General features: G+C 44.2%; 28 protein-coding genes. 18 read left to right on the top strand and 10 right to left on the bottom strand.

Annotated elements, in window-relative coordinates; translation table 11 throughout:
• Positions 1–293 precede the first annotated feature (293 nt).
• Positions 294–1,310, bottom strand: a complete 1,017-nt coding sequence (locus tag QUB51_RS05505) for a hypothetical protein (protein ID WP_333260235.1) — start codon at positions 1,308–1,310, stop codon at positions 294–296.
• Positions 1,311–2,224: 914 nt separating this feature from the next.
• Positions 2,225–2,362, bottom strand: coding sequence for a hypothetical protein (locus tag QUB51_RS05500; protein WP_333053409.1), 138 nt, complete (start codon positions 2,360–2,362; stop codon positions 2,225–2,227).
• Positions 2,363–2,678: 316 nt separating this feature from the next.
• Here QUB51_RS05500 and msrA point away from each other — a divergent pair, with 316 nt between their 5' ends.
• From msrA to QUB51_RS05480, 4 genes are all read left to right on the top strand, one after another.
• Complete coding sequence (gene msrA / locus QUB51_RS05495) at positions 2,679–3,332, top strand: peptide-methionine (S)-S-oxide reductase MsrA (protein ID WP_333053410.1); 654 nt, start codon at positions 2,679–2,681, stop codon at positions 3,330–3,332.
• 129 nt (positions 3,333–3,461) lie between these two features.
• Positions 3,462–3,785, top strand: a complete 324-nt coding sequence (locus tag QUB51_RS05490) for a hypothetical protein (protein ID WP_333053411.1) — start codon at positions 3,462–3,464, stop codon at positions 3,783–3,785.
• 121 nt (positions 3,786–3,906) lie between these two features.
• On the top strand, positions 3,907–4,248 hold the full coding sequence (locus tag QUB51_RS05485) for a YtxH domain-containing protein (protein WP_333053412.1): 342 nt from the start codon (positions 3,907–3,909) through the stop codon (positions 4,246–4,248).
• Positions 4,249–4,285: 37 nt separating this feature from the next.
• Complete coding sequence (locus tag QUB51_RS05480; RefSeq protein ID WP_333053413.1) at positions 4,286–4,867, top strand: DUF948 domain-containing protein; 582 nt, start codon at positions 4,286–4,288, stop codon at positions 4,865–4,867.
• Between the two features lie 17 nt (positions 4,868–4,884).
• On the opposite strand, the gene QUB51_RS05475 is transcribed toward QUB51_RS05480, so the two are convergent.
• Positions 4,885–6,672 (bottom strand): cellulose-binding protein, encoded by a 1,788-nt coding sequence (locus QUB51_RS05475; RefSeq protein WP_333211692.1) that lies wholly within the window; start codon positions 6,670–6,672, stop codon positions 4,885–4,887.
• A 4-nt stretch (positions 6,673–6,676) separates the two neighbouring features.
• Here QUB51_RS05475 and QUB51_RS05470 point away from each other — a divergent pair, with 4 nt between their 5' ends.
• Positions 6,677–6,847 carry a hypothetical protein gene (locus QUB51_RS05470; protein WP_333211690.1) on the top strand — a complete coding sequence of 57 codons (171 nt, stop codon included), beginning with the start codon at positions 6,677–6,679 and terminating at the stop codon, positions 6,845–6,847.
• Here the strand turns inward: QUB51_RS05470 and QUB51_RS05465 are convergent.
• Complete coding sequence (locus tag QUB51_RS05465) at positions 6,844–7,347, bottom strand: DNA-binding response regulator (protein ID WP_333260238.1); 504 nt, start codon at positions 7,345–7,347, stop codon at positions 6,844–6,846. The two genes, QUB51_RS05470 and QUB51_RS05465, sit on opposite strands and share 4 nt — an antisense overlap.
• A 226-nt stretch (positions 7,348–7,573) precedes the next feature.
• On the opposite strand from QUB51_RS05465, the gene QUB51_RS05460 reads away from it, so the two are divergent.
• Entirely contained in the window at positions 7,574–7,789 is a 216-nt protein-coding gene (locus QUB51_RS05460) for a hypothetical protein (RefSeq protein ID WP_333053417.1), read from the top strand.
• A 299-nt stretch (positions 7,790–8,088) separates the two neighbouring features.
• Entirely contained in the window at positions 8,089–10,440 is a 2,352-nt protein-coding gene (locus tag QUB51_RS05455) for a dynamin family protein (RefSeq protein ID WP_333260241.1), read from the top strand.
• Here the strand turns inward: QUB51_RS05455 and QUB51_RS05450 are convergent.
• Positions 10,433–10,597 carry a hypothetical protein gene (locus QUB51_RS05450; RefSeq protein WP_333231371.1) on the bottom strand — a complete coding sequence of 55 codons (165 nt, stop codon included), beginning with the start codon at positions 10,595–10,597 and terminating at the stop codon, positions 10,433–10,435. The genes QUB51_RS05455 and QUB51_RS05450 overlap by 8 nt on opposite strands.
• An 88-nt stretch (positions 10,598–10,685) precedes the next feature.
• Here QUB51_RS05450 and QUB51_RS05445 point away from each other — a divergent pair, with 88 nt between their 5' ends.
• The 7 genes from QUB51_RS05445 to QUB51_RS05415 all read left to right on the top strand — a co-directional run bounded on the left by QUB51_RS05445 (position 10,686) and on the right by QUB51_RS05415 (position 13,127).
• Entirely contained in the window at positions 10,686–10,901 is a 216-nt protein-coding gene (locus QUB51_RS05445) for a hypothetical protein (protein ID WP_333053422.1), read from the top strand.
• Positions 10,898–11,074 carry a hypothetical protein gene (locus QUB51_RS05440; RefSeq protein WP_190738037.1) on the top strand — a complete coding sequence of 59 codons (177 nt, stop codon included), beginning with the start codon at positions 10,898–10,900 and terminating at the stop codon, positions 11,072–11,074. The genes QUB51_RS05445 and QUB51_RS05440 overlap by 4 nt, the downstream gene beginning before the upstream one ends.
• Positions 11,075–11,084: 10 nt before the next feature.
• Complete coding sequence (locus QUB51_RS05435) at positions 11,085–11,471, top strand: hypothetical protein (protein ID WP_333053423.1); 387 nt, start codon at positions 11,085–11,087, stop codon at positions 11,469–11,471.
• Positions 11,472–11,645: 174 nt separating this feature from the next.
• A complete protein-coding gene (locus QUB51_RS05430) occupies positions 11,646–11,870 on the top strand; it encodes a DUF433 domain-containing protein (RefSeq protein ID WP_190742266.1) in 225 nt (74 codons plus the stop codon).
• Entirely contained in the window at positions 11,870–12,238 is a 369-nt protein-coding gene (locus tag QUB51_RS05425) for a DUF5615 family PIN-like protein (protein WP_333053424.1), read from the top strand. The genes QUB51_RS05430 and QUB51_RS05425 overlap by 1 nt, the downstream gene beginning before the upstream one ends.
• 164 nt (positions 12,239–12,402) lie before the next feature.
• The gene (locus QUB51_RS05420; protein WP_333053425.1) at positions 12,403–12,741 is read left to right on the top strand and encodes a hypothetical protein; all 339 of its coding nucleotides are present in this window, start codon (positions 12,403–12,405) and stop codon (positions 12,739–12,741) included.
• Positions 12,738–13,127, top strand: a complete 390-nt coding sequence (locus QUB51_RS05415) for a type II toxin-antitoxin system VapC family toxin (RefSeq protein ID WP_333211680.1) — start codon at positions 12,738–12,740, stop codon at positions 13,125–13,127. Before QUB51_RS05420 ends, QUB51_RS05415 begins: the two co-directional genes overlap by 4 nt.
• 456 nt (positions 13,128–13,583) lie before the next feature.
• Here QUB51_RS05415 and QUB51_RS05410 read toward each other — a convergent pair whose 3' ends face one another.
• Positions 13,584–13,793, bottom strand: a complete 210-nt coding sequence (locus QUB51_RS05410; protein WP_333260243.1) for a hypothetical protein — start codon at positions 13,791–13,793, stop codon at positions 13,584–13,586.
• A gap of 553 nt (positions 13,794–14,346) precedes the next feature.
• Between QUB51_RS05410 and QUB51_RS05405 the strand changes: the two genes are divergently transcribed.
• Positions 14,347–15,270, top strand: a complete 924-nt coding sequence (locus tag QUB51_RS05405) for a fused MFS/spermidine synthase (protein WP_333053427.1) — start codon at positions 14,347–14,349, stop codon at positions 15,268–15,270.
• Positions 15,271–15,714: 444 nt separating this feature from the next.
• Here QUB51_RS05405 and QUB51_RS05400 read toward each other — a convergent pair whose 3' ends face one another.
• The 3 genes from QUB51_RS05400 to QUB51_RS05390 form a co-directional block, all read right to left on the bottom strand.
• Positions 15,715–16,143 carry a heavy metal-responsive transcriptional regulator gene (locus QUB51_RS05400; protein WP_333053428.1) on the bottom strand — a complete coding sequence of 143 codons (429 nt, stop codon included), beginning with the start codon at positions 16,141–16,143 and terminating at the stop codon, positions 15,715–15,717.
• 103 nt (positions 16,144–16,246) lie between these two features.
• Entirely contained in the window at positions 16,247–16,540 is a 294-nt protein-coding gene (locus tag QUB51_RS05395) for a hypothetical protein (RefSeq protein WP_333053429.1), read from the bottom strand.
• Between the two features lie 763 nt (positions 16,541–17,303).
• Positions 17,304–17,474 carry a hypothetical protein gene (locus tag QUB51_RS05390; RefSeq protein WP_172186391.1) on the bottom strand — a complete coding sequence of 57 codons (171 nt, stop codon included), beginning with the start codon at positions 17,472–17,474 and terminating at the stop codon, positions 17,304–17,306.
• Between the two features lie 167 nt (positions 17,475–17,641).
• Between QUB51_RS05390 and QUB51_RS05385 the strand changes: the two genes are divergently transcribed.
• The 3 genes from QUB51_RS05385 (at position 17,642) to speA (ending at position 21,859) form a co-directional block, all read left to right on the top strand.
• On the top strand, positions 17,642–18,232 hold the full coding sequence (locus QUB51_RS05385; protein ID WP_333053430.1) for a DUF3611 family protein: 591 nt from the start codon (positions 17,642–17,644) through the stop codon (positions 18,230–18,232).
• A gap of 155 nt (positions 18,233–18,387) precedes the next feature.
• The gene (locus tag QUB51_RS05380; RefSeq protein WP_333053431.1) at positions 18,388–19,539 is read left to right on the top strand and encodes a helix-turn-helix domain-containing protein; all 1,152 of its coding nucleotides are present in this window, start codon (positions 18,388–18,390) and stop codon (positions 19,537–19,539) included.
• A gap of 310 nt (positions 19,540–19,849) precedes the next feature.
• A complete protein-coding gene (gene speA / locus QUB51_RS05375) occupies positions 19,850–21,859 on the top strand; it encodes a biosynthetic arginine decarboxylase (protein WP_333231378.1) in 2,010 nt (669 codons plus the stop codon).
• Between the two features lie 392 nt (positions 21,860–22,251).
• Here the strand turns inward: speA and QUB51_RS05370 are convergent, their stop codons facing one another.
• Positions 22,252–23,415: an NDP-sugar synthase gene (locus QUB51_RS05370; protein WP_333053433.1), complete on the bottom strand. Its 1,164-nt coding sequence runs from the start codon at positions 23,413–23,415 to the stop codon at positions 22,252–22,254.
• Between the last annotated feature and the right edge of the window lie 357 nt (positions 23,416–23,772).

The raw sequence follows: 23,772 nt of genomic DNA, 5'->3' as shown, positions 1-23,772 counted from the left end.
TGAGATTGTTGGTTTTAGGGAATTATTGTTGGTAACGAGCTCCCTTGTATGGTGCGTCGCTATGAGATTTTCAGGTTCCCAATTAGATGACTGATGGCGACGCACCCTACGATGTCTCAGGCTCGACAATTCATCCGTGTATCCGTGTCAAAATCAGTAGGGTGCGTCGCTATGAGATTTTCAGGTTCCCAATTAGATGACTGATGGCGACGCACCCTAGGATGTCTCAGGCTCGACAATTCATCCGTGTATCCGTGTCAAAATCAGTGTTGTGCCTTCCTTCTTCCTTCTTCTTACAGTTTTAGCAACGCTTCCTTGATATCCAGCGCTAAAAATCTATCCAATGCTAGATACATCCAATAAACAGATAACTGACTATCGCTGCTAGTCTTCTGAAATCCCAAAGCCAGGGACTGTTTTTCGTACATGGGGTGGATCATCAGGGTGTACAAGTCGCAAAGATTGGGAAAATCTGTTTGCATTTCGCCTAAAACTTTTTGTGAGTCTTCGAGAAAAGCAATGCGGTATTCTGACAAATACTGCGGATCGATCATCCAACTGCGGACAAATACTGACTGGCAATTTTGATCTCCTGGTAACGCCATTTTGAAAGGATCGATATCGGAAATAGAGCTTAAATGAAGCCCTTTACTAGGAGCATTAAAAAAATTCACTTCCGATTCGCTAGCTGTGGGATAAAGTAAGTAAAAGCCGACTGGATTTAGATTATCTGAGCGGCGCAAAACTCGCATTCCCTTTGAGTATTGATGGGCAAAAAGCCGGAGTATTTTAGCAATTTTGTGGGGAACTGTGTTAGTGTTGCGGTTCATCCAGTTGTAATTGGTGGCTAATAAATTGGCAACGATAATTGCGTCGCACCGAGGGTTGAAATCATCTAATTGGAGTTGTACAGGCTTTTGAGGTTCGGCGGTTTCTAAAATTTCTGAAACTGACTGAATTTTAATTGCCGTAGCGTTACCATCAAAGTGTTTTGCGATTAATCCGAGTGCTGCTAATTTATCTAACATCATTCCGGCGGCGCGATCGCTCCCGCGATCGGAATCGCAGTAAAATAGTTCGGCGGCTTCCCGGTGAGTGCACTGCACTTCTGTTGCGGGTACTTCCAGTTTCGCCAGCGGTGGTTTGAGACGGGGCTGGCTTTCCTGAAGCTGTTTCACCGATAAGTAAACCCAAAGCCTGATAAAGCATTCAGCCCTAGTGCGGGTTACGCCTACTCGTTTCATCAACAGCGAAACAGCCGTGCGGCGTTGAGAAGGAGAATACCAAGTATCTAGTTTTGCAATATCCATTTCAGTCGGGAAGCTGCGAAGGAACTCTAGTTACATATTGGCTCAATTACATAAAACTTCACCCCACTTCAGGTTATTTGTTGCCGCTGTTGCTCAACTTGCCTGATTTCCGGCGAGTCTACAAGATAGCTGCTTGCTCGTTGCAAGTTTACAAATCACAAAGCACAATCAATTTTAAATATTTTATGACCCGACTAAATTAGCAACTTTAGAGGTTTACGTCATGTACAGTGCTGATACCAATTTAATATGAAGCTGCCGAGAAGAAAGCTTCAAGAATGAAATTGTAAGAAGATAGCGAACTGCGACAGTTCAGGTGTGATTTGTTGCAGAACAAGGTTAAGTCGTTCATGCAATAGGGTTCTTGGAGCCTCTATCGATATTTGGAACTGCAAAAAGAGATGAGGAATGTTTAAAAGTATGGTGCTACTTATAGCAATCTTTGCAGGAGTCGTAAATTTTTTACCCCACCCCAACCCTCCCGGAAATCGCGGGGAGGGAGTAAGAAATTCACAAATGATTTAGGATGGCTATAAGCTGTTGTGCATTTAAATTGTATATTTCGAGTCCCGATCGAACAATCGTCAAGTCCTCTCCCCCGATCCCCATCGGACCCTCTCCCTCTCTAATACCATAGGCAATCTAGATGCAACACAGCTTATGTAGGGTGCAACCTAAGCACCTTACGACTATTTAATGACTGCCAACAATCTAGATAAACCCGCCCCCACACAATGAATAATCTGCATCAACGCTGTCTGTGAACGCATCGAAAAAATGTACATTTGGATTGTTCGTCTTGGGAGGGCGGGTTTTTCAGATTATTCGTTTCCGACATAGATGGTTGGTAAAACCCGCCCCTACGCAATCTGAAATTATAGTTGATTTTTCAGGTATAAAATTAAGAGGAAAACTCAAGCTGCTGCTAGCTGTGCTTGTTCTGCTGCTTGGGGCAAAGTCTGATTTACCACAATCCACTTGCCTGTAATTGGGTCGCGGTAAGTAATAAAGGGATTAGATTTTAAAGGTTGACTGCAAGGTTTAGCGCCCATCTCTACACACTCCCTATAAATGGCATTGAATAACTACTACAACACCATACCTTTAATAATCGGCTATTTTGCCTAAAATCCGCGTGATTTATACCTCAACAATAGGTGATATTTAAGGTATGTTTTCGTGACAGAGAACACTTCCTCATGTGATTTAAAACTGCGTGGACAGTGAGCAGTATCACCAAAAACCTTCCGTAAAAAAATCTGCCTTGTGGTTTTTACCTTCTACCTTTAAGCAGACCACTGTTTTCAGTATACATCTGATATTATTAAGTAAGGTAAAGATGTTTATCAGAGATCCCCTCACAAACTTATGGTGCTATTTGGATTTGGCAAAAAGTCGAGCCTGCCCTCTCCCCAAGAGGCATTACCGGGACGGGCAGAGTCGATGTCGGTACCGGCAAGTCACTTTGTTAACGGCAATCCGCTCAAACCTCCCTTTCCAAACGGCATGGAGACTGCGTTGTTTGGCCTGGGCTGTTTTTGGGGAGCGGAACGCAAATTTTGGCAGCAAAATGGAGTTTTTTCGACGGCTGTTGGCTACGCGGCTGGGATTACTCCGAATCCTACTTACAATGAAGTTTGCAGCGGGATGACGGGACATAATGAAGTAGTTCTGGTTGTGTTCGATCCGAAAGTAATTAGTTACGAAACGCTGCTTAAAGTTTTTTGGGAAAGTCACAATCCTACTCAAGGAATGCGTCAGGGTAATGATTCTGGTACTCAGTACCGATCGGGCATTTACACGTATTCAGCTAGCCAAATGCAGTTAGCTGAAGCTTCGCGAGATGCTTACCAGCAGGCTTTGACGGCGGCCGGTTACGGCAAAATTACTACTGAAATTATTGATGCTCCTGAGTTTTATTACGCAGAAAGCTATCATCAGCAGTATCTTGCTAAAAACCCGAACGGTTATTGCGGTTTGGGCGGTACTAAGGTTTGTTTGCCTGCTATGTCTCAGGCTTAAAACTTTTACAAGGGGTATTTTGGGGCTGTTACAATAGTCCGGCAGTCGGGCAGGGGTTTAAACCCCTGCCTCAAAGCTTAAGTCGTCTGAAGACGACTGAAAGGTTATTGAGATGGCAAAAGGGATTAGTTGAAAGCAGGTAAAATAATGCTGGCGGGTGTGGTAATTATCAATTTAATGATATCTCTGGTCTGTTTTTATATCGCTGCGAAGGTGGGGAAAATCAGGCGGACGATCGCACGTTTGGAACTTCGGATCGCAGCAATCGAACGCTGTAGCAGCAATGTCCTCAGTATGTCGCCGGATTTCCTTGGTAAAAGGCAGCAAGGTACTCGCCAACTACGACGGCGTTATCAACAACTAGAATTGCAACTGCAACAGGTTCAGCAACTTTTGGGATTGCTGGGTTTGGGACGGATGCTTTGGTCCAGGCGCGATCGACGTTTGAGGTAAGCTATCCTAAAATTGCCGCCTGTGCTGACTCCCTAGGATTTTCAACAATATTTCTACCTTTGTAAAGGGCTGCGATCGGGCAAACGCCCCTAAAATTGGTGTATGGAGAGAAGTTATAAAAATGTCAACTAAACGTTCAGGATTATTTATTGGCGGTTTGCTTGTGGGTTCTGCGATCGGGGCCGTGACTGGCTTGCTGATGGCACCGCGACCGGGCAAGGAGACGCGGCAGATATTGAAAAAATCAGCCGATGCTTTGCCGGAGTTGGCGGAAGATTTATCGACTAGCGTGCAGTTGCAGGCCGATCGACTTTCTGAAACTGCCATCCGAAATTGGGACGAAACTTTGATTAGACTCAAAGAGGCGATCGCGGCCGGTTTGGAAGCGACTCAGCGGGAACGCCAAACCCTGTCGGAAGCTGAATCTGAAGTGAGTCCCTCCTCGCGCCCTCCCATCCGCTAAATGGCATGAAATTCTCAACCCCCAATCCCAGATTCAAGTGAGCGATCCTATATTTTGGCTAGGACTTTCAATTTTGCTAGTGGCAGTTAGCCTGACTGCTGTTTTAGTGACTTTAATACCTGCAGTGCAAGCGCTGGCCAGGGCGGCCCGCAGCGTGGAAAAGCTCGCTGACACGCTTTCTCGCGAATTTCCGCCGACTTTGGAGGCGATTCGCTTGACGGGGCTGGAAATTAGCGAGTTGACGGATGATGTCAGCGAGGGAGTACAAAGTGCGGGCGAGGTTGTCAAACAGGTCGATCGAAGTATTGGTAGCGCCAAAAAGCAGGCGCAAAATGTGCAGGTAACTACTCGCAGCGTGGTGACTGGGATTAAGGCTGCTTGGAAAACTTTAACTCGCAAGCCACCGATGTCTGGGACAAATCGCCGATCGACAGATAGATTGTCGCCGAGTCAAAGAAGTGCGCTTTCGCTGAGGGATTCGGGTTTGGAGGGCAGGCATTCTGGGGTTTACGGTGCCGGTGCTAGTAATGGGGAATCGCCCAGGTTGAGGAGTAGCGAGGGTTCGGGTTTGCCGGGGGATGCTGGAGAGTTTGAGGAAGTGCGATCGAACGATTCTTGATTGCACCCAATTCCCGATCATCCCTCCACAGCACACCCATCCCACCAGCAAGGATTCTTATCAATAAAATCCATCAAAGCATCATACTTAGGCGAACCCTTTTGTTCCACATATTCCAAAGCCCCCCAACTTCCCCACTTACTAAATCCACCAACGTCCACAAAGTGCATGAAAAGACTGCCTCCAGCTTGTTTCCAACTATTCAGTAATTGAGTGTACATATCATACATTTCAGGACGCCTATTTAATGCCATAAAAAACTCAGTCAGTTTTTCGTTGTTCTCAACTCCTTCAATACCTACAATATGTTGACCGCCCTCGTAAACAAATAACTTGAGACCTTTTTTTTGAGCCACATCTAAGAAATACTTAAAGTCATTCTCAACATCGGGCAAACTATCTTTGAACCCCGGCAGTAACCCGCCCTCTCTTAATTGCTTAAAAGCTTTGCCAAATCCGCCATCTGCGTCATTCAACCAAGACTCTACTGTGCTGACACTTTCTTTCCCGCCCAAGTTGCCGCTAAAATATCCAGCTATGGCTACGGCATCAATACCGTGTTGATAACAAGGTTTATTGCCTTCAGCCACCCAATAGGAACACTCTAAAGAATAAGTTTCTAAATCTCTCCAGGCTCTTTGAGTTCCTAACACGCAGACAACTCGATTCTTTTGATCCTCAAAAACACCTTTCCAGATATCGCACATTTGAGCAGTACGCATTCCGTACCATTGCATAAAAGCATCGCCTTTATCTCCCCACTTCGCTTTACCTTGTTCCAAAGCATAATGAGATTGTGGAAATAACCAATTCCAAACCTCATTAGAATACTCTACATAAACTTTCAGCTTTGGATCTAAACTATCTTTTACCATTTTAGCAAAGTTAGTCATATATTCATCCGTAGCCTGATGCGGCATATTAAACCAGGGTTCTGCTTGAACTTTATTAGCTAAATTCACCATGACTTCTATGGGAACACTGCCTCTGTAAGAATAGGATACACTCTCTGGTTTAGGTCGGTTTGACCATTGTTTTTGTTCAGAACCATTTGTCTCCATCCAGTCCATAAAACGCAAAACTCTAAATTTTTTAATCTTGTCTATAAACAGCGGATTAAATATTTCACCGCTTTGAATAAGCTGTTCATCTTGGGAGTGAACAACTTTAATATTGCGGATATAGTTCCCTGTTTTATTGGGATCGGTAGCAGTAATTGTAATCATTATGCCTCCGCCTTGTGTGGCATCGACATTAATGATATCCCTCCCAGGTTTCGACGCAGCCTCATCTTTTTTGGCATCAAACCTATATTCGATCGCACCTTCACCCTCATAAGTAACAATATATTGCCCTGAAGGATAGCGATTGGGGATTTCCCTAAGTAATAGGGTACTTACCCTAGTATATTTAGGAGCATCTTCGGGCGAGGGGAGAGACTTCACCCACCCATTTTCATCAAGGTTTAAAAGATTATACTCTTCTGTATCCCATTCACCTTGACAGTTTGGTTGTCCGCTGACGCATTGAGTTATCCATTGTCTAGAAGATTTGAAAGCATCTAAAAAGGGTAATTGTGTTGACGAGTCAGCAATACCGTGAAGCCCAACTCCTAAAGAAGAGCGAGAATTTGATGTATTTTGTACATCTGCCCGCACAGCTACTGTGTTATCTACTTGCCGTACTGCTGTGGGAGCAATATTAGTTGTTAAAGCCCAACATCCGGGAATAAAAATGACAAAAATTAATAAACCCAGCACAAAGCCCAGAGCTTTTTTGTTCGATCTGATACTTAATCGAGACATAAATTTGACTGATTTTATTGTTTTAGGTAAAATCGAAGCGGGTGAAGCTGTTTTAATTTTGATATTTTATCAAAAAGTTCCTTCTAAAACGATCGGCTATAAGATTATTAACATTTTTGCCTCTGTGTGGAGGGGCGATATCCCTTTCTGTCCCCAAGTGCGATCGCCCATCTAACCGTCTTTATCCAAGTGTTCGGTTTTTGCAGTTTCTGAAGTTGAGGGGAATTCTAGTCGAATGTTAATATCAATTGATACTGTATTTTTCTCAATCACACCTATACCAACTATTTTTACTAATGCTTCTGTAGGTACAGAATTATTTATTTTAAATTCAGGAGAAGACAGAGTTTTATATCCGGCTTCCTGTAGCCGATCGCAAATATTGCGCCAATTTCCTACAGGTTCGTTAGGTACATCGGCGAGTTTTTTAACATATTGGTATAAAGTTTTACATAAATAAACCTCTGCACTTTTGGAACTCTGAAACAGTTGGCGGGCGATTTCGGCGGGGCTGCAACCGGAAAGCAATCCTCGGAGGTAAAGTTTTTCTGTTTCTGTTAGTCCCCGGCGCGATCGGGGAGAGATTTGCCGTTTAGCTTCTGCAAAAGCTTGGTACAGCCTTTCTAAGTCCCAGTGTTTGGCGCCTTCGGCAAATAAATCTTCCTTTGGTACCATTGTCGGGTGTGGTGAGATGTGGCTAACGATAGCATAACGGAAATTGCTAGCGTTTGTTAGTTGCTTGCTATCGATAGCTAGTGTAGTATTATACTAATACTAAAGATATAAGTGTAAATACTTAGCTAAGCGGGGAGGCGCGATCGTGATATTTCAAATTTTACCTGTTTAGTTAACTTTCATTAGTCAAAAAGTTAGTTTTTGTTCCTTAAACTGAGGTATTCCAATGGCTAAAGGTGATGAAATAGCGAAAGCGGCAGGTTCCGCTGCTGCGGGTGGTGCTGTGGGTGCTGGTGTGGTAGCTGCTACAGGTTTGACGGCAGTTGGTGCCGTTGGCGGAGGTGCTGGTATTGGTGCTGCTGCTGGCCCCGTTGGTATAGCCGTAGGTGCATTAGCAGGTTTGGCATTTTACGGGATTAGCAAGGCTCTTTCTGACGACTAAATATTGACTCGCGCCAGGGACTTAAATCCCAGGCTAATAACTCAAGTCGGTTGTTGATATTTAGCGCTTGTTGCACGAGTCCGCCGGGGGTTAAAAACCCCCGTCTGATAGCGAAAGTCCTCTAAAGAGGACTAAATACCTAATGTACAAAATTTTCAGTCCTCTTCAGAGGACTTTCGCTGTTAGCCAGGGGTTTAAACCCCTGGCGGATAGGTGGGTAAGCGCTAAATATCTTTCAATTTGAACCGCGAATTTCTAGCTCTAACTTAGCCCGTCCCTCAACTAAAAAGTGTTAACTTATGTCTTCTCAAGAATTTCAAGCAGCATACACCAGCATTGACAGTACAGGCACTTTCCTCTTACAATATCTCAAAGAATTTCGAGACGGACTCCGCATTCAGGGAGATGAAAGTCAAGGGCTACAAAGCATTGAAGATGAAATTAACAAAGCTTTAAAGGCTTTGCAAGATCAGAAGTATCAAGTAGCCGTCATAGCAGCAATGAAAGCTGGCAAAAGCACCTTCTTAAATTCTATCATCGGTGCTGATGTACTGGCGAGTGAAACGGCCGCCTGCACTATCTGCCGTACAGATGTCCGACACATTAAACCAGGCGAAACTCCTAAACTTTTAGAGTATCGGGAAGGAGAAAGAAAACCAGTCATTCTTGTTAAGGGTGACGCTGGCGAAATTCAGCAAAAATTCCTGCAGCGTACCCGTGAAATCAGAGAACAAGGCAATCCCGATAACACTACACGCTTTGAGATAGAGCATCCGATTGAAGCAATTAGCCAATTATCTTCTCTCACAGGCTTTACCTTAGTTGATACTCCCGGCCCTAATGAGTGGGAGTCTGCAAACTTCAACATAAATGCACTGAAGCAGACAGCACTAGAAGCACTGCGAACCTGCAATGCCATTCTGTTTATTTTAAACTACGCTTCCTACAAAGATAATGCAGTTGCTGATTTGTTTAAGGATGTTGTTGAAAATCGTAAGGATTTTATAGCTGAGAACACGGGAAAAATTTACTTTATTTTGAATAAAGTTGACCAAAAAACAGAGAGAGACAAAGAAATTGCTGATGTCATTAAAGATTTAGAGCGAGAGTTAGTTGGCTTTGGCTTTTGCAATCCAGTTATTTACCCTGCTAGTTCTCGACAAGGGCTTCTAGCGAAACTGATTCAGCAAGAAAAGGCCACTGAAAAGGAGATAAAAGATTTTGAGGATTTCTTTAGTGCCAAATATGCTGAGAGAGATGAAAAAGGTAGGAGAGTAATTCCTTTACCTGAAGAGATTGCACCAAGAGCTTTGCAAGATAGCGGTATTCCGACCATTCAAGAAACAGTCATTCAAAGGATTACGCAAAATTCTGGGTGGAATCTATTGAGTGAGGTGGTGGCAGAAATCGATAAAGCTGCTAAGGCAATTGAAGATACTCTGAATACAGATATCAGGGGTTGGGAAATGGGGATTGAAGCCCTCAAACAAAAAGTTGAAGAGTACAGGAAACGCTCAGAGAATGCGAGGTACAAAGTTGAGTTAGTCAAAAATACTGTCGAGCAAGAAAAACAAATACTAATCCAAGGATTTAGTCAAGGCATTAACACATTTGCGAATAAGGCTAAAGAGCAGATAGGCAGTGAGATTCATAAAATTGCCGAATCTCGTCGATCCGCTAAATCTCCTAAGTTAAAAGAAAATCTCTTGTTGCCCCAATCAGTAGAAGTTAAGACTAACAATGGGGTTTTTGGACAATTAGTGGGAGAAATTGGAGAAAGACTGTTAGAATTGATACCTTCTTTCGGTCCAGTATTAGGAAAAGCATTCAAAGTCACTACGTCTTTGTTGGATGGACTGAGTGAGTCTATTCCAGAAGCTTTCAATACCTCTGTTTCTGAACAGATTGTTGATAGTGAAGAGTTTGATCCGTACATTATTCGGTGTAAAACAAAGGCTGAAGCTGAAAAAATAATTAAAACAATTAATAAGTTTTGTCCGCCCTATATTCAAAGTTGGTGGATAGATACTCAGGATGAATTAGTTCGAGAGGGGACGAATATTCGCGAAAAATTGGCAATAATAATTCAAGAAGATATCCAAGAAATATCAGATGAATTATCTAATTATCTTGGTGATGCTTTAGAAGTAAAACTGAACATAAACCCGATTCAGTTTCCAACTTTTGATTTTCCAGGAATTGATGCAAGAATTAAAGATGTACAAGTAGCAGTGGTAGAAATAGAAAGGAAAAAAGGTAAAAAAAGTCGTTGTTGTGACTCCGATCAAGTCTATTATACTGATGAACCTGTTACCAAAAATCGCAATTTTTTTGAAGTTAATTTACGGCAAACATTAGAGTCAATCAATCAAAAAATAGATGTGCAAACTTTTACAAACAAAGATTTGTTAGAGCGAGTTATTAACAAACAGGTTTCGGCTGATTTCAGAAGTGCCGAAAAGCAAATTAATGATTACATAAAAAGGTTTCAAAATGACTTCGATCGCGTTTTGAAGGAACGGGAAACCAAAGAAGCAGAAGCGCCGGAAATTCTAGCTCGTCTTGAGTATCAAAAAGCCAAGCTTATTGAGTACCTCAGTCAATTAAGTTCGATTCGGGAATCTCTCAATAGTTGGAAGCCAGTTAAGTAAAGTTAGAGAAAGTACGATCGCCCTTTTCTTCCAAAAGTGCGATCGCCCTTTCCCCCAAATAACCAAAAGCGCGATCGGCATTCCCATCCCGAATCCCAAAGTGCGATCGCCTTTCCCATTTCAAATCCCAAAGGGCGATCGCCCTTTTTTTATTCACTCGCGCACATATTCAACTTGTTAACATGATAACATATCAGCATAACAGGTGTACGATCGTGAGAATATAAAAATTGGAGGAAGCCTAAATGGGAAAAAGTACGGAAGTGCCAGCCAAGCGACACGACCCAAATTACATACAGCTATCGGGAGATGTCCGAAAAGAACTAGGACTTCAGTTTAAAGCTGCGTGTACTCTGAAGCAGCTAAATATAGGAGAAGGGTTGGAAGAGGCGATCGAGATGTGGTTTCAGGCTCAGCAAGTCCCCTCATCCAGCAAGAGCAGCAAAAAGGGGGACAAGTGAGAGATCCAGAACGGGAAAAAGAAGAGCTTGGCAATCCCATCAACGAACCCGTACAAGCGTATAACCTAAAAGAAGCGAAAAAGAAATGCCAACAGCTAGCAACTGAATATGAACGGTCTCTTGCAGATGTTCGCCCTGAAGGCAAAGCCTGGTTTCGCTGCTACTTTCAGTGAGGGAAAATACATGAAAATTCGAGAATCAGTTGGTCAAAGTGTCTGGAACCATTCTGAGGGTTGGTGCTGCGAGCCTCTTGACCCCATACCGCCCGGTCATATTGCCCTGGCCGTTGAAGCGATCGATCTTAATCTTGTAGACTGGGATATCGAAGAAATTGGCGAAAAAGCAGGTTTTGATATTCAGTACAAATACACGGGAGTCAATGACCCGAAAGATTCATCTTTAGCTTGCGTAAGTCAGTTTGTGGGCATCTATGAAGACTTCTCAAAGCTCGATCGCGATTTGGAAATTTTGATTGCAGCCGGCATTCCGCGTCATTTATTTAAAATACTGACTGACAACGATGACATCGATTTGAAGCCTGTAACGCAATACCTCAAAGCTGTCTCATAATGCTTTGAGTGTAGCGCAATTGTTTCTTTTTCCGAAAGTACGATCGCCCTTATTGTCCGAAAGTGCGATCGCCTTTCCCATGTCAAATCCCAAAGGGCGATCGCCATTCCTTAAGTTAAAATATAACTTGTCAGATTAGATAATATAACTTATCAGATTCAGAAAGGACAAGTTATGCCTGTAAACTGGAGAGAACATATCGTTAGTACCCCCGATGTACTGCGAGGTAAACCAAGAATCAAAGGGACTAGAATTCCCGTTGGCCTGATTTTAGGATATTTAGCATCAAATAACACTGTAGAACAAATCATCGACGAGTTTCCCGATATCACCAAAGAACAGATAGCTGCTTGTCTTGATTATGCTCGCGATTTGTCGGATTTTGAAACAGTTGCCTAATGAGTTTAAGATTGTTCATCGATCAATGCGTTCCTAAGTCTATTATTCAAATACTTCGTGATACCGGACATGAAGTTTTTGTATTGGGAGATTACATCTCAATAGAATCTCCAGATACTATTGTCATTGCCAAAGCTCAGGAATTCAATGCCATACTTGTTTCTCTGAATGGAGACTTCTCAGATATTGTGACTTATCCGCCAAGTTCATATCAAGGAATCATTTCTATTCAACTGAGAAATCACCCTGAAATTATTCCTCAGTTGATGGCAAGGCTAACAGAATACTTATCATTGCACGATAGTGAGGAGCATTATCGAGGTAAATTACTACTGGTAGAAGTTTACAGAATTCGCATTCGAGAGTAAAAATTGATAGCGAGATCCCTTTTCCCCCAAATAACCAAAAGTGCGATCGCCCTTATTGTCCGAAAGTGCGATCGCCCATAATTTCAGCATGGCAACCACTGTCAAATTCAACAGAGCGATCGGTATAATTAAAAAAACAACATCAAATACAGTCAATTAATGCCATGATTGCTAATTTGCCCATCAAGCTGCCTCACTTACCCAACAGCTTGCCCAGCGAAGGTTCTGTCCGCATTGAGTTAGTCAACGGACTCTTAATATTTAGCGCTTCTATTCAAACCCAGGAACGAATTCAAACTTTAACAGCTCAACAACAAGCATCAAATCTCACTCCCGAAGAACAAACAGAATTGGATGGATATCGAGAATTCATTAGCTATCTAAATTTGGTAAATGAAACCATGAAAAATACTTTTCTATATCCTTTGCGAGGCACTGTCATTGGCTATAATGAGCCGTTTGAACCTGCGGTTTCCTTGGAAGATTGGGAAGTGTTACAATGATTGTACTAGATACTCATATATGGGTTTGGTGGGTTGACGATAACACACGACTAACTCAGAAACATCGGGACAGGATACAACAATATCAATCTCAAGGTTTAGGAATCAGCATCATTTCTTGTTGGGAGGTTGCTAAATTAGTAGAAATGGGAAGACTTACTTTGTCCGTTATAGTTGATGAGTGGTTAAAACAAGCTTTGGCTTATCCCGGAGTGCAGCTACTCGAACTCACCATTCCCATCATTGTCGAGTCAACTAAACTCACAGGTTTTCACCGCGATCCAGCAGATCAAATCATTGTGGCAACTGCGAGGATTTGCGGGTGTCCCTTACTAACTGCTGATGCAAAAATTCTGGCATATCCTGATGTACAGACTCTTCAGTGACAGGTAAAAAATGCCTTAAGACGAATCTTTAGCTTGCGTAAGTCAGTTTGTCGGCATCTACGAAGACTCGTCAAAGCTCGATCGCCCTCTCGAAGCTTTGATTGTGGCCGACATCCCTTGTCATCTATTTAATAGGACTTACCCATGAGGCCCAGAAACCGGGTTTTTTATCCAAATACTTCGTTGTAGCCTGCAAATTCGGTAAAAAACCCCGTTTCTTTAGTCGGAGTGCATCAGTCTTGTCAGATAATGTTTTGGGTGTAACGCAATTGTTCTTTTTCCGAAAGTGCGATCGCCCTTACATCCCCAATTGTCAAAAAGTGCATGAAGCGCAGCTATCCCGTAGGGAATCGCCCCTACATGAATTATTCAAACTAACTCCGACACACTCAGCCGCCATTCTACGGATTCATACTCATCTAGCTCATTAAATTTTTTATCTCTTTTTTTTTGTCCTCAAACTAATTGATGAGATGAAGACCATGCAGTGACTATATATAGGGCTTTTTGCTGCTCATTTCGGTCATAAGATAGTTTCATTGTTTTGCCATCAATGGCAATCGCGTTTAATTCTAATTCCCCGATTATCGCATTTACCCAACTCAAAAAATATTCTTGAAACTGCTGCGGTTCACTTCGGGCTAATAAGGAGACTAAACCTGTCATTCGATTTTAGATTTTAGATTTTAGATTTTGGATTGACTTGCGCGAGATAAATTCGGGGGACGCAAGGATTTGAGATTTTAGATTTTGGATTGATTCCACGGATAAATCACGTGGCGGGTACCATCAAGAAATTCTTGGTCATGAGATGGTATACCGGTAATTATAGAAAGCTTTTGAACCATTCATATTTGGCGTTACCATAGGCTGTTCTTGCCACCCATCCGTCGGCACCGCGTCTGGATAGCTAGAATCGCGATCGATCTAATATCTTTGAGCAAATCTTCTTTACTTTTTTCTATTCTTAGGTCGTTCAATGTGGAAAAACTAAAAAAAAATGGTATTTAAAATATACACTTTTGGCAATGAATTTATTTGTTTGTTTGTTTTTGTTGCCAAGTTACAGCTTTACTAAAACCTCTTGCCCTCGATCACAATCTTGAACTACAATAAAGTACATAAAAAATTAGTCGGATCTAACTGTAGCATATTTTGGGTTAAAGTTAAGATTCGTTTACCCTGAATCTAAAATCTAAAATCTAAAATCTAAAATCGTATGACTGATTATAAAGGCGATCGACAAACCAGCAACTTAGCAGCTATTAACCAACAAATCACTTGGCTTCAGCAACAGCCAGACGGCTTCCTATTTCAACAAAACTCCGGCGACAACTGCATCGCCGTAAAAAAAATAAACTCAGTGCTACTACTGCTCTTAGCAGACAGAGAAACCTTAATCACAAATGTAGCTCAATCTATCCTAGACCTCAACAATCCACTAAATTTAATTTTTCCCTATTCCCGATCCGTGCTGCTAGCATTAGTCTGGAAAACTAACCCAAAAAAAATCTATGTAATCGGATTTGGTGGCGGCACTCTCCCCAGAATTTTCCACCACTATTTCCCTAACGCGATAGTCGAATGTACAGATATTGACCAAAAAATAGTCGAAGTAGCTCAAAAATTTTTTGGCATTCAATTCGACGACAGACTCAAAGTAGTCATTCAAGACGGACGCGAATATCTAGCCCAACAAGATTCCATAGTAAAAAACGATATAATTATCGTGGATGCTGGTTTTGGCAGCGGCTATATGCCCTATAAATTGGTGACACAAGAATTTTACCAACTGTGCAAAACTCGCTTGTCAAGCGCAGGTGTTCTAGTTGTCCACCTGTTCCACAAACAAGAGTTTAATGCGGCAGCGGTGAAAACGATTCAAACTGTGTTCGCACAAGTTTATATATGCAATTTAGAAACCGGCAACAGCGTTGTCATTGCGACTAATGCTCCCGATTTAGCTAAAAATGAAATTTTCTTGAAAGCCGAACTTATTCAAGATTTCCACAATTTAGGATTTTCCTTAATAGAAATGTCGCTCCAGCTAAAAAAAGTAGCCCAATTTCCGGAATGGGTGAAAATTTGGGAAACGCTGCCAATTTTTACAGATGCTGAAATACCCGCCGGATATTTGGACTGATAAATATACACAATTAGGGCTGTTAAGGGAATCCACAAAAAACTCTAATTGTAGGGTGCTTATGGGGGCACGATCGGGCTGTAGAGTGTTTAGGGGCGCACCATCGCTATGCCTTTAGCAAATCCCAATCACTCAACAGTTGATACTACGAAACTTCGCTCTAAAAAATACTTGACAGTGAAAATCTGGCGGTGTATTATAGAAGTAGTGCAAAAAATGAAAAACATGAGACTAAAAAGTTGGGAGTCTCCTCGCAGCGAGGGTAGAAACTCCAAAGGTAAAGGCGGCTCAGCCAGGGCTCGGCAACTCAAAAAGCAACAGCAAACTCTGCGAAAACAGTTAAAAGCTCAACACGATCGACAAAATCACCCACAAAACCACCAACAAAACCATCAAGGGAAGGAAACCCATAATTCCTTCCCTTTTTTTGTATCTTTCCGCTGCTCAATCCCGCTGAATGTTCGGACAAATCGTGCTAGTAATGCTCGCCTGCGAGGGTTGCTCTTGCCAGCACTTGAGAATGCCTTGCAACTCCCTCTTCAAAGTTTCTAAGGCTGCAATTTGCACGGAAATTTCCTCTACTTTAGCCGTTAGATGCTGCTTCGCTTCAGAACAAGGCAACTCTCCCCGATCGCGAACCTCTAAAATATCCTTAATTTCCTGAAGGCTCAAACCCAGAGTCTGAGATCGTTTAATAAACGCCAACCTGTTGAATACGGTTTCGCCAAACAAGCGATAGCCCGCGGGCGATCGCTCCACCGCAGGAGACAGCAAGCCCATCTCCTCATAGTAACGAACAGTTTTGACCGACAAACCGCTACAGGCAGCTACAGAGCCAATTTTGTACAGTTTCTCGGCAACAGAAATATTCATAAACCAAGCATCCAAGATCGAAAGACTTTCTTGCCCTATCTTTTGGTGCCTCAGATCCAGGGAGTCGATCGGCACATCGCCCAGTCAGCATTGCCCAGTAATCTTAATAAGGAGGATTTTTTTTAGACACATTAAGCACCGGTAACTGAGGTCTAGAAGACTGAGGAGGAAGATAGTATTCGGGAGCAGGTGCGGTTTGTTCGGCTGCAGAGCGGTAAAATTGCCACCAGCGGAGAGCCATCGCCACCCCAGCGGTGCCAAGCCCAAAAGCCAATAAAGAGCCACTCGCACCCATGCTGCCGATGGCTGCATCGACAACGCCCACTGTCACAACAAAGCTGGTAATTGGCTCTTTACGGTAAGCTGACCTCAAAAGTCGCGTCCATGAAGCATTCATTTGGTTTTACTCTGTTCTATATTTATTTACAAGCTGCTATACAAAACTTGGCTAAACTTATCTCAGTTTCACCATTCAACTAGAAGTATTTTCTAGAGGGTCTGATTCCTGCTTCTGCCAAGGGAGTCGGCTCCTACTTGTCCACAGGCGTAAATTCGGGTGTAGCCCACCCTATTTTTTTAGTCAGTACAACTATTCTTTTTGAAGCTTTTAGCCATTGTTGAACCATTATTTTCAACCCATTTAACGAATCGTGGTATCCCGTTCGACCTTGTTATAGGCTGGTCAGTCTTAAATCGACCGTGGTTTACAAACCAGAAAATTTTTGCCTTGGTTTTCGGCATTATCCTGAGAATGTTACATAAAACGGAGCGCCTGTCAATATGGTCGCCATAATTCGCTTGATGGCAAGTTTAATAAAGCATTAAGCGATTAGAGCCATCTCTAAAACTTAGAGTTGGCGGAACGATCGGGATTTCTAGCTCAAAGACTAGCTTCACTAAAATTAATCTTCTCGCCTGTGGGGAATTGTACGGGAGCGAGGCAAAATTGCCAAGCTTGTCAAATCAAAATTCCACCCCATATATACCTCCAAAAGCCAGCTATTGCATTCGGGAACAGAACTCTCTCGACAGAGAAGTCGCTGGGCTTGTTTCTAATTAATATTTTAATCAATTCCCGAATTTGTCGCGGTCAGCAGAAGCCACACCCGCTGCCGTTCGAGTCAAGACAAAGTGTAAGGCTGACCGCGCCGTTGCTAAAATTAGTTGAGACCTAACCAGGACAGCAAGCCCTGGCCTGTGACATACTCGATAATTAAAGTTAGAGAAAAACCGATCATCGCGGCTCGACCGTTAAGGCGTTCCGCGTAGCTGTTGAAGCCAAACTTTGGCTGTTCCAGTTTGGGAGTGACGGTGGGTTGGAGTTGTGTCATTGCTTTGGGTACCTGGCGATCGACGCTATTCAAATGTGAAATCCAATGTTAGTTACAAATCTTAAACATTGCTACTTCTATTATAAAGAGGGTTAACCGCCGTCAACCGTCCCCGAAGAGAAAAAACTGCTGCCAACTAATGCCAATTAATTATACCCGCTCAAAATATGACTAATCAGTTAGATAACGATAAGCTTCCTGTCGCCGTACAGCGAGTAGCCTTTGCCCTTCGTACAACAGGCTGGGTTTGCTTCTGGGTACAGTTAGTGCTAGCGGTTGTAGCGGGGATCATTTTGCTCTTTGCCATCCCCTTCGCCCTCCCCAGCACTACCGTCGCTGGGCGTTCAACCAGTGCCGGCACCGGCGGGGGCGTTTTTTTTGCCATTTGCGGGCTAGCCGTACTCGCTTACAGCGTATATCGCTCTTTCCGCTTCACCCGTTTGTCGAGACAACTGCGATCGCCCGGTAACGCAGCGCGCCCCAAAAAAGCAGACACCATCAAAGAGGTGCGGCTGGCACTGATGAGCAACTTGTCAGGAATGATCCTGACGCTGATCGGCGCAGAAGCCATCAGCGGCACGCTTTTAGCGAAATCTCTAGCTCAGCCGCAAGCCTTGTTCGGTGCCGCAGTTGATGTGGGCCGATTTATTCAGCCTCTAGATATATTTGTGGTACTCGCCAATACTCACGCCACTGTTGCCCATTTTGTCGGGATTTTCGGGGCTCTTTGGTTGCTCGATCGCATCCACAAACAATAGTTATTGGGGAGGGGCAACCGATGCCCGATGCCCAATGCCCGATGCCCGATGCCCGATGCCCCACTCTCCCACTCTCCCCCAACCGACATCCGGAATCACTGCCAACCTGTCGAAGAACGTACTCAGATACCTTCTACCAAGACAACATGAATATCATGGCACTGAAACCCGAGGCTTATTTTGGGGTGACAGATCACCCAACTATTGAAATTTCTCAAGAAAGTTTTCGTTCTGTTCTAGGTCAAATAGAAGCTGAACTCCTCTGTAGCGACACCTATAGCCACGCTCTAGCTAGCCTGCAAACAATGTTGGGCGAAGCAGCCTCCGCTGCCGAAATTTTAATTAGAGCAGTTAGCAGAGAAGCCGTCAAGCTCGCATTCGATCGATTTCCCAAACAGAACAAAATTGAAGCGCAAGTAGCCCAAGAGAGTGTTACTGCTGTAAGTCCCGCTATTGAGACGGTGACAGAAATTCAAGAATTGGAGCCACCAGTAACTGCTCCTGTCTTCTATTGGCGCAGCGCTACTGTGGAAGCGCCCCCCCAAACCGAGTCCGACACAGAAGAAAATTCCGATCGAGAAACTAACACTTCTGAAGACAGCAAACAAGCGCCCCAAGACGAAATTAAAGTCGAGTCGGCTCTACCTGCAACTGTCACCGTCCCCGGAAAATTCTTTCCAGGGTTCGGTTTTCCCAAAAAGCCGAAAAAACTCACCAAGGAAGAAGAAGCAGCTTTAGCCGTTCAACAGCGAGAAGAATGCCTGCGGGAGTTGGGTAAAGAATTGCGTAAGGGACGGCAAATTCGCTCCCTATCCCTGCTCCAACTCCACAGTCAAACTCTCGTGCCGCTGCACCACATCGAATCGATCGAAAATGGGGAAATCGACAAACTGCCCCAAGATATTTACGTTAGAGGTTTTATCCGCAGACTAGGCGACGCCTTGGGACTAGACGGCAGCGCTATGGCGAATGCTTTGCCCAAACCCGCTCCGACTCCAATTCCCAGTATGTATGTGTCTGTTTCCGATTCCGACTCAGGCGAAGGCTTTCAAATGCGTCCGGTGCATTTGTACATCGGCTACACCGCTTTGATGGCTGGGGCTGTAGGGGGTTTGGGTTGGCTGTCGCAGCAACCCGTGGTGCCAGGAGCACAGGCAGTACCTCAACCGCAGGTGACACCGCCAGCCTCAGTTGCACCGGCTCAGAAGACCCCAGAAAAAGCACCTCAACCGGGCTTGAAGAAGTCTAAGACCGGGGGAATGATTATGGGCGCTGACATGGCGCCGCCGGAGGTGATTTTTGGTTAGTGTGTGTCGGGCGAGCGATCGTCCGACAACTCTCTTGGCGCAGGTGAACTCGGAAACCCGGTTTCCGAGTTCACCTGCATAGGGATATTTGTTTGAAGAAATAAGTCCCGCAAAGCAAATACGGTTGAGATTGTAGTTCAATCCCCGCTTTTCATCTATCTGTAGACTCAATTCTAAAATCTAAAATCTAAAATCTAAAATCTAAAATCGCCAGCCCGTGTACCCAAAGTGATTTTTCAACTACATCAGGAAACCCGATATGTGCGATAAACTATCTATTTGACCACTCCTCAAAGAGGTTTCTGATAAGATGAGTTCCCCAGCTACCGCTGCTTTCTCCGATCTCGATCCGCTATCGACTCACTCGCCAACAGTCACGAGTTCGGTGGCACCAGACACTGCTTTGGTAACGGCGGCTCAACTGCCACAAGCATCTTGGACAATAGAAGATAGTGAGAAACTCTACCGAATTCAAGGTTGGGGCGAACCGTATTTTTCGATCAATGCAGCCGGTCACGTTACAGTGTCTCCCAAGGGCGATCGCGGCGGTTCCCTGGACTTGTGCGAACTGGTAGAATCCCTAAAACAGCGAAATTTGGCTTTGCCCCTGCTGATTCGATTTTCTGATATTTTGGAAGACCGGATCGAGCGCTTAAATTCGTGTTTTGCCAGAGCGATCGCTCGGTACAACTACAAAAATGTCTATCGCGGTGTCTTTCCAGTTAAATGCAACCAGCACCGACAATTAATTGAAGATTTGGTGCGTTTCGGTCAACCCCATCACTTCGGGCTCGAAGCCGGATCTAAACCGGAATTAATGATAGCTTTGGCGACCTTAAAAAACCCAGGCGCTTTATTAATTTGTAACGGTTACAAAGACCGCGAATACATCGAAACTGCTATTTTGGCGCAGCGACTAGGGCAAACTTCCGTAATTGTGCTGGAGCAAATAGAGGAAGTAGAACTCGCAATCGCCGCAAGCATTGCATTAGGCATTAAACCGATTTTGGGAGTGCGAGCAAAACTCACTACCAAAGGGGTTGGCCGCTGGGGAGGTTCCACGGGCGATCGGGCAAAATTTGGCTTGACAATTCCTGAAATTATGCGTGCAGTCGGCGAACTAGAAAAAGCGGGAATGCTCGGTTGTTTGCAGTTACTGCACTTCCACATCGGCTCTCAAATTTCCTCAATTAGCGTTATCAAAGACGCCATTCGAGAAGCCAGCCACATTTATGTAGAATTAGCTAAATTGGGAGCTAATATGAACTACTTGGACGTAGGCGGTGGCCTCGGCGTTGACTACGACGGGTCTAAAACAAACTTCCACGCTTCCAAAAACTACAATATGCAAAACTACGCTAACGACGTAGTAGCGGGAGTGAAAGATGCCTGCGACGAGCGGAAAATCCCGGTTCCAATTATCATTAGCGAAAGCGGGCGGGCGATCGCTTCTCACCAATCAGTGTTAGTTTTTGACGTACTCGGTACTAGCGATGTCCCCAGAGAAGTACCCGAACCAGTAGACGAAAACGCGCACCAAATTCCGCGCAATCTCTACGAAATTTACCAATCTATCAGTCCCGAAAATTACCAAGAAGTTTATCACGATGCTATCCAATTCAAGGAAGAAGCAGTCAGTTTATTTAACTTAGGCTATTTGGGAATTGCGGAACGGGCGAAAACCGAACAGTTGTACTGGGCTTGCTGCGATAAAATACAGGCGATCGCGCGGCAAAATGAATACGTATCTGACGATTTGGAAGACTTAGAAAAGGTGATGGCGTCCATTTATTACATCAACTTATCTGTTTTCCAGTCAGTACCGGACAGTTGGGCAATTAACCAATTGTTCCCAATTATGCCAATTAACCGACTCGACGAAGAACCAACTCAACGCGGTATTTTAGCCGATCTTACCTGCGACAGCGACGGCAAAATCGACCAATTCATCGATTTGCGAGATGTGAAGTCGGTTTTGGAACTGCATACTCTCAAACCTGGAGAACCTTACTATTTGGCGCTCTTTTTGGGAGGTGCTTATCAAGAAATTATGGGCAACCTTCACAACTTATTCGGCGATGCTAATGCAGTTCATATTCAGCTAACACCTTCTGGCTATCATATCGAACACGTTGTGAAAGGAGACACTATGAAAGAAGTCCTTAGCTACGTACAGTACGATTCAGAAAATTTGGTGGAAAGCATCCGCCGTCAGACAGAAGCAGCTTTGCAGCAAAATAAAATTACTCTTTCCGAGGCCCAACTTTTGCTGCAAAATTATGAGCGGAGTCTCAGCCAATATACTTATCTTCAGTCTTAAAATGTAGGGTGCAACTGACATCTTGCAGCAATATCAATAAGAGGATTTTTCGTGGGATCGGGCGGGTTTATAGAACCTATTTGCAAGCTTTAAGGCTGTTGGCGAACCCGCCCCTAGGGCTAATTGAGAATGGTGCAAGATGTAGGGTGCAACTGAGATGTTGCACCACTGTCAAGAAGCCTTTTATGAACAGGCTTTCCGGCCTGTTCCACAAACAGTAGATTTTCTTGTGGAACAGGCCGGAAAGCCTGTTAAGCGAGAATGGTGGAAGAGGTGAGGTGCAACCTAAGCACATAACCAGAATTGAAAGCTGAGATCGTAAATGTAAAAGTAGGGTGCGCTAGGCGCACCTTACCTTGAGCAATTAGCAATTAGCAATTAGCAATTAGCAATTATCCACCATTACCGAGAATTTCAGATATCGCGCGCCGCTCTTCTCCGTGTTGAGTGGGTAAAACTTGGCGAGCGTCAGTAATCAGCCAATCGAGAGCCGCCGCTTGCAAATCGATCGCAGCCCCGGTTTTATCAACGCAGTAGCGCCCGAACACCAGTTTGTCAACCAACCGCACCTCCGGGCCCAAACGGGAATACTCAAAAATCACGCTGTTTTCCACAGTGGCGCCACTGCAAAGCCAACAATTTGGGCCAATCATTGTCGGGCCGACAATTTTTGCTCCATCCTCAATGATCGTCATCCCCCCTATGTAAACAGGCCCAGTAATATCAACTTTATCCCAGTTAACAGCTACATTCAAACCAGCGTAAATGCCGGGGCGCACTTCAATTCCCGGAATCGAAACATTTTTAACTTGTCCCAGCAGCACGCTCTGAATTGCCCGCCAATAGTCAGGAACTTTGCCGATATCCACCCACTCAAAGTCCATGCTAATCCCGTAAAAAGGCGCGCCTTCTGCTACTAGCTTGGGAAATAACTGCGAACCGATATCGTATTCCTGGCCCGAAGGGATGTATTTGAATATTTCCGGTTCAAAAATATAAATACCAGTGTTAATGTCGGTACTCAGAGCTTCCTCTACAGAAGGTTTTTCTTGGAAATCTTTAATTTTGCCAGACTCGTCTGTTACCACCACTCCGTAACTGGGAACCTCCTCGCGGGGAACCGATTTCATAACAATAGTAGCGATCGCCCCTTTTTCCCGGTGCCACTTCACAGCAGCAGTCAAGTCCAAGTCAATCAAAGCGTCGCCGCACAGCACCACAAAAGTATCGTCAAAAAACGGCGAGAAATCCTGAATTCGTTTCATGCCACCAGCAGAACCGAGAGCCTCTCCAATCAGTTCTCCCTCCTCAATTCGCCCTTCAAAAGAATAGGCAATTTGTACCCCAAACTTTTGACCGTCGCGAAAGTAGTTTTCAATCACGTCGGCCAGGTGGGAAACATTGACCATAATCTGGTCAAATCCGTGCTGGCGGAGCAATTCAACCAAAAACTCCATCACTGGCTTTTGCAGGATGGGAATCATCGGTTTGGGTATTGTCTGAGTAATAGGACGGACGCGAGTGCCTTTACCGGCCGCCAGAATCATCGCTTTCATAAGAAAAACTCGGTAAGTGGGAAACTCAGGGTATGAAAGACCTGAGAGGGAAACGACACGGGCGGTTTCAACCGCCTTTAATCTTTCTGTATCCATTACCGCCTTGGAGTTGCTCGACAGGAGTGTACTTTTGTAATGCACTTTCGGCAGGACAGTTAGCGCCTCAAACCTTGCAACTCTGTACGCATAATGTTTGCTCTTATGGAGCCTCCCTTTCGGGGTAATGTTCGCTTCGACCTGGTTATAAAAGCTTGTTAGACCTGCAACACTGTTTCAGTGACTTTAAAACTGTTTAATTGCAGATGACAGAGCGGAAAACTAGCGTCGCATTCTCCGGTGTCGTGACCTAAATAACGT

Origin of the sequence: Microcoleus sp. AT8-A3, from assembly GCF_036705675.1 — a bacterium.
In the GTDB taxonomy this organism is placed as follows: domain Bacteria; phylum Cyanobacteriota; class Cyanobacteriia; order Cyanobacteriales; family Microcoleaceae; genus Microcoleus.
Note: the sequence above shows the minus strand (reverse complement) of the source record. Positions and strands in the feature narration are given on the sequence as shown.

What these genes read in the sequence shown, in the direction of transcription:
- QUB51_RS05435 (WP_333053423.1), top strand. Translation starts at nt 11,085, where the DNA reads ATGAAAATTCGAGAATCAGTTGGTCAAAGTGTCTGGAACCATTCTGAG.
- QUB51_RS05420 (WP_333053425.1), top strand. Translation starts at nt 12,403, where the DNA reads ATGATTGCTAATTTGCCCATCAAGCTGCCTCACTTACCCAACAGCTTG.
- QUB51_RS05485 (WP_333053412.1), top strand. Translation starts at nt 3,907, where the DNA reads ATGTCAACTAAACGTTCAGGATTATTTATTGGCGGTTTGCTTGTGGGT.
- QUB51_RS05395 (WP_333053429.1), bottom strand. Translation starts at nt 16,540, where the DNA reads ATGAATGCTTCATGGACGCGACTTTTGAGGTCAGCTTACCGTAAAGAG.
- QUB51_RS05400 (WP_333053428.1), bottom strand. Translation starts at nt 16,143, where the DNA reads ATGAATATTTCTGTTGCCGAGAAACTGTACAAAATTGGCTCTGTAGCT.
- QUB51_RS05405 (WP_333053427.1), top strand. Translation starts at nt 14,347, where the DNA reads ATGACTGATTATAAAGGCGATCGACAAACCAGCAACTTAGCAGCTATT.
- QUB51_RS05425 (WP_333053424.1), top strand. Translation starts at nt 11,870, where the DNA reads ATGAGTTTAAGATTGTTCATCGATCAATGCGTTCCTAAGTCTATTATT.
- speA (WP_333231378.1), top strand. Translation starts at nt 19,850, where the DNA reads ATGAGTTCCCCAGCTACCGCTGCTTTCTCCGATCTCGATCCGCTATCG.
- QUB51_RS05445 (WP_333053422.1), top strand. Translation starts at nt 10,686, where the DNA reads ATGGGAAAAAGTACGGAAGTGCCAGCCAAGCGACACGACCCAAATTAC.
- QUB51_RS05475 (WP_333211692.1), bottom strand. Translation starts at nt 6,672, where the DNA reads ATGTCTCGATTAAGTATCAGATCGAACAAAAAAGCTCTGGGCTTTGTG.
- QUB51_RS05500 (WP_333053409.1), bottom strand. Translation starts at nt 2,362, where the DNA reads ATGGGCGCTAAACCTTGCAGTCAACCTTTAAAATCTAATCCCTTTATT.
- QUB51_RS05385 (WP_333053430.1), top strand. Translation starts at nt 17,642, where the DNA reads ATGACTAATCAGTTAGATAACGATAAGCTTCCTGTCGCCGTACAGCGA.
- QUB51_RS05415 (WP_333211680.1), top strand. Translation starts at nt 12,738, where the DNA reads ATGATTGTACTAGATACTCATATATGGGTTTGGTGGGTTGACGATAAC.
- QUB51_RS05505 (WP_333260235.1), bottom strand. Translation starts at nt 1,310, where the DNA reads ATGGATATTGCAAAACTAGATACTTGGTATTCTCCTTCTCAACGCCGC.
- QUB51_RS05370 (WP_333053433.1), bottom strand. Translation starts at nt 23,415, where the DNA reads ATGAAAGCGATGATTCTGGCGGCCGGTAAAGGCACTCGCGTCCGTCCT.
- msrA (WP_333053410.1), top strand. Translation starts at nt 2,679, where the DNA reads ATGGTGCTATTTGGATTTGGCAAAAAGTCGAGCCTGCCCTCTCCCCAA.
- QUB51_RS05380 (WP_333053431.1), top strand. Translation starts at nt 18,388, where the DNA reads ATGGCACTGAAACCCGAGGCTTATTTTGGGGTGACAGATCACCCAACT.
- QUB51_RS05455 (WP_333260241.1), top strand. Translation starts at nt 8,089, where the DNA reads ATGTCTTCTCAAGAATTTCAAGCAGCATACACCAGCATTGACAGTACA.
- QUB51_RS05465 (WP_333260238.1), bottom strand. Translation starts at nt 7,347, where the DNA reads ATGGTACCAAAGGAAGATTTATTTGCCGAAGGCGCCAAACACTGGGAC.
- QUB51_RS05460 (WP_333053417.1), top strand. Translation starts at nt 7,574, where the DNA reads ATGGCTAAAGGTGATGAAATAGCGAAAGCGGCAGGTTCCGCTGCTGCG.
- QUB51_RS05430 (WP_190742266.1), top strand. Translation starts at nt 11,646, where the DNA reads ATGCCTGTAAACTGGAGAGAACATATCGTTAGTACCCCCGATGTACTG.
- QUB51_RS05410 (WP_333260243.1), bottom strand. Translation starts at nt 13,793, where the DNA reads ATGACAGGTTTAGTCTCCTTATTAGCCCGAAGTGAACCGCAGCAGTTT.
- QUB51_RS05390 (WP_172186391.1), bottom strand. Translation starts at nt 17,474, where the DNA reads ATGACACAACTCCAACCCACCGTCACTCCCAAACTGGAACAGCCAAAG.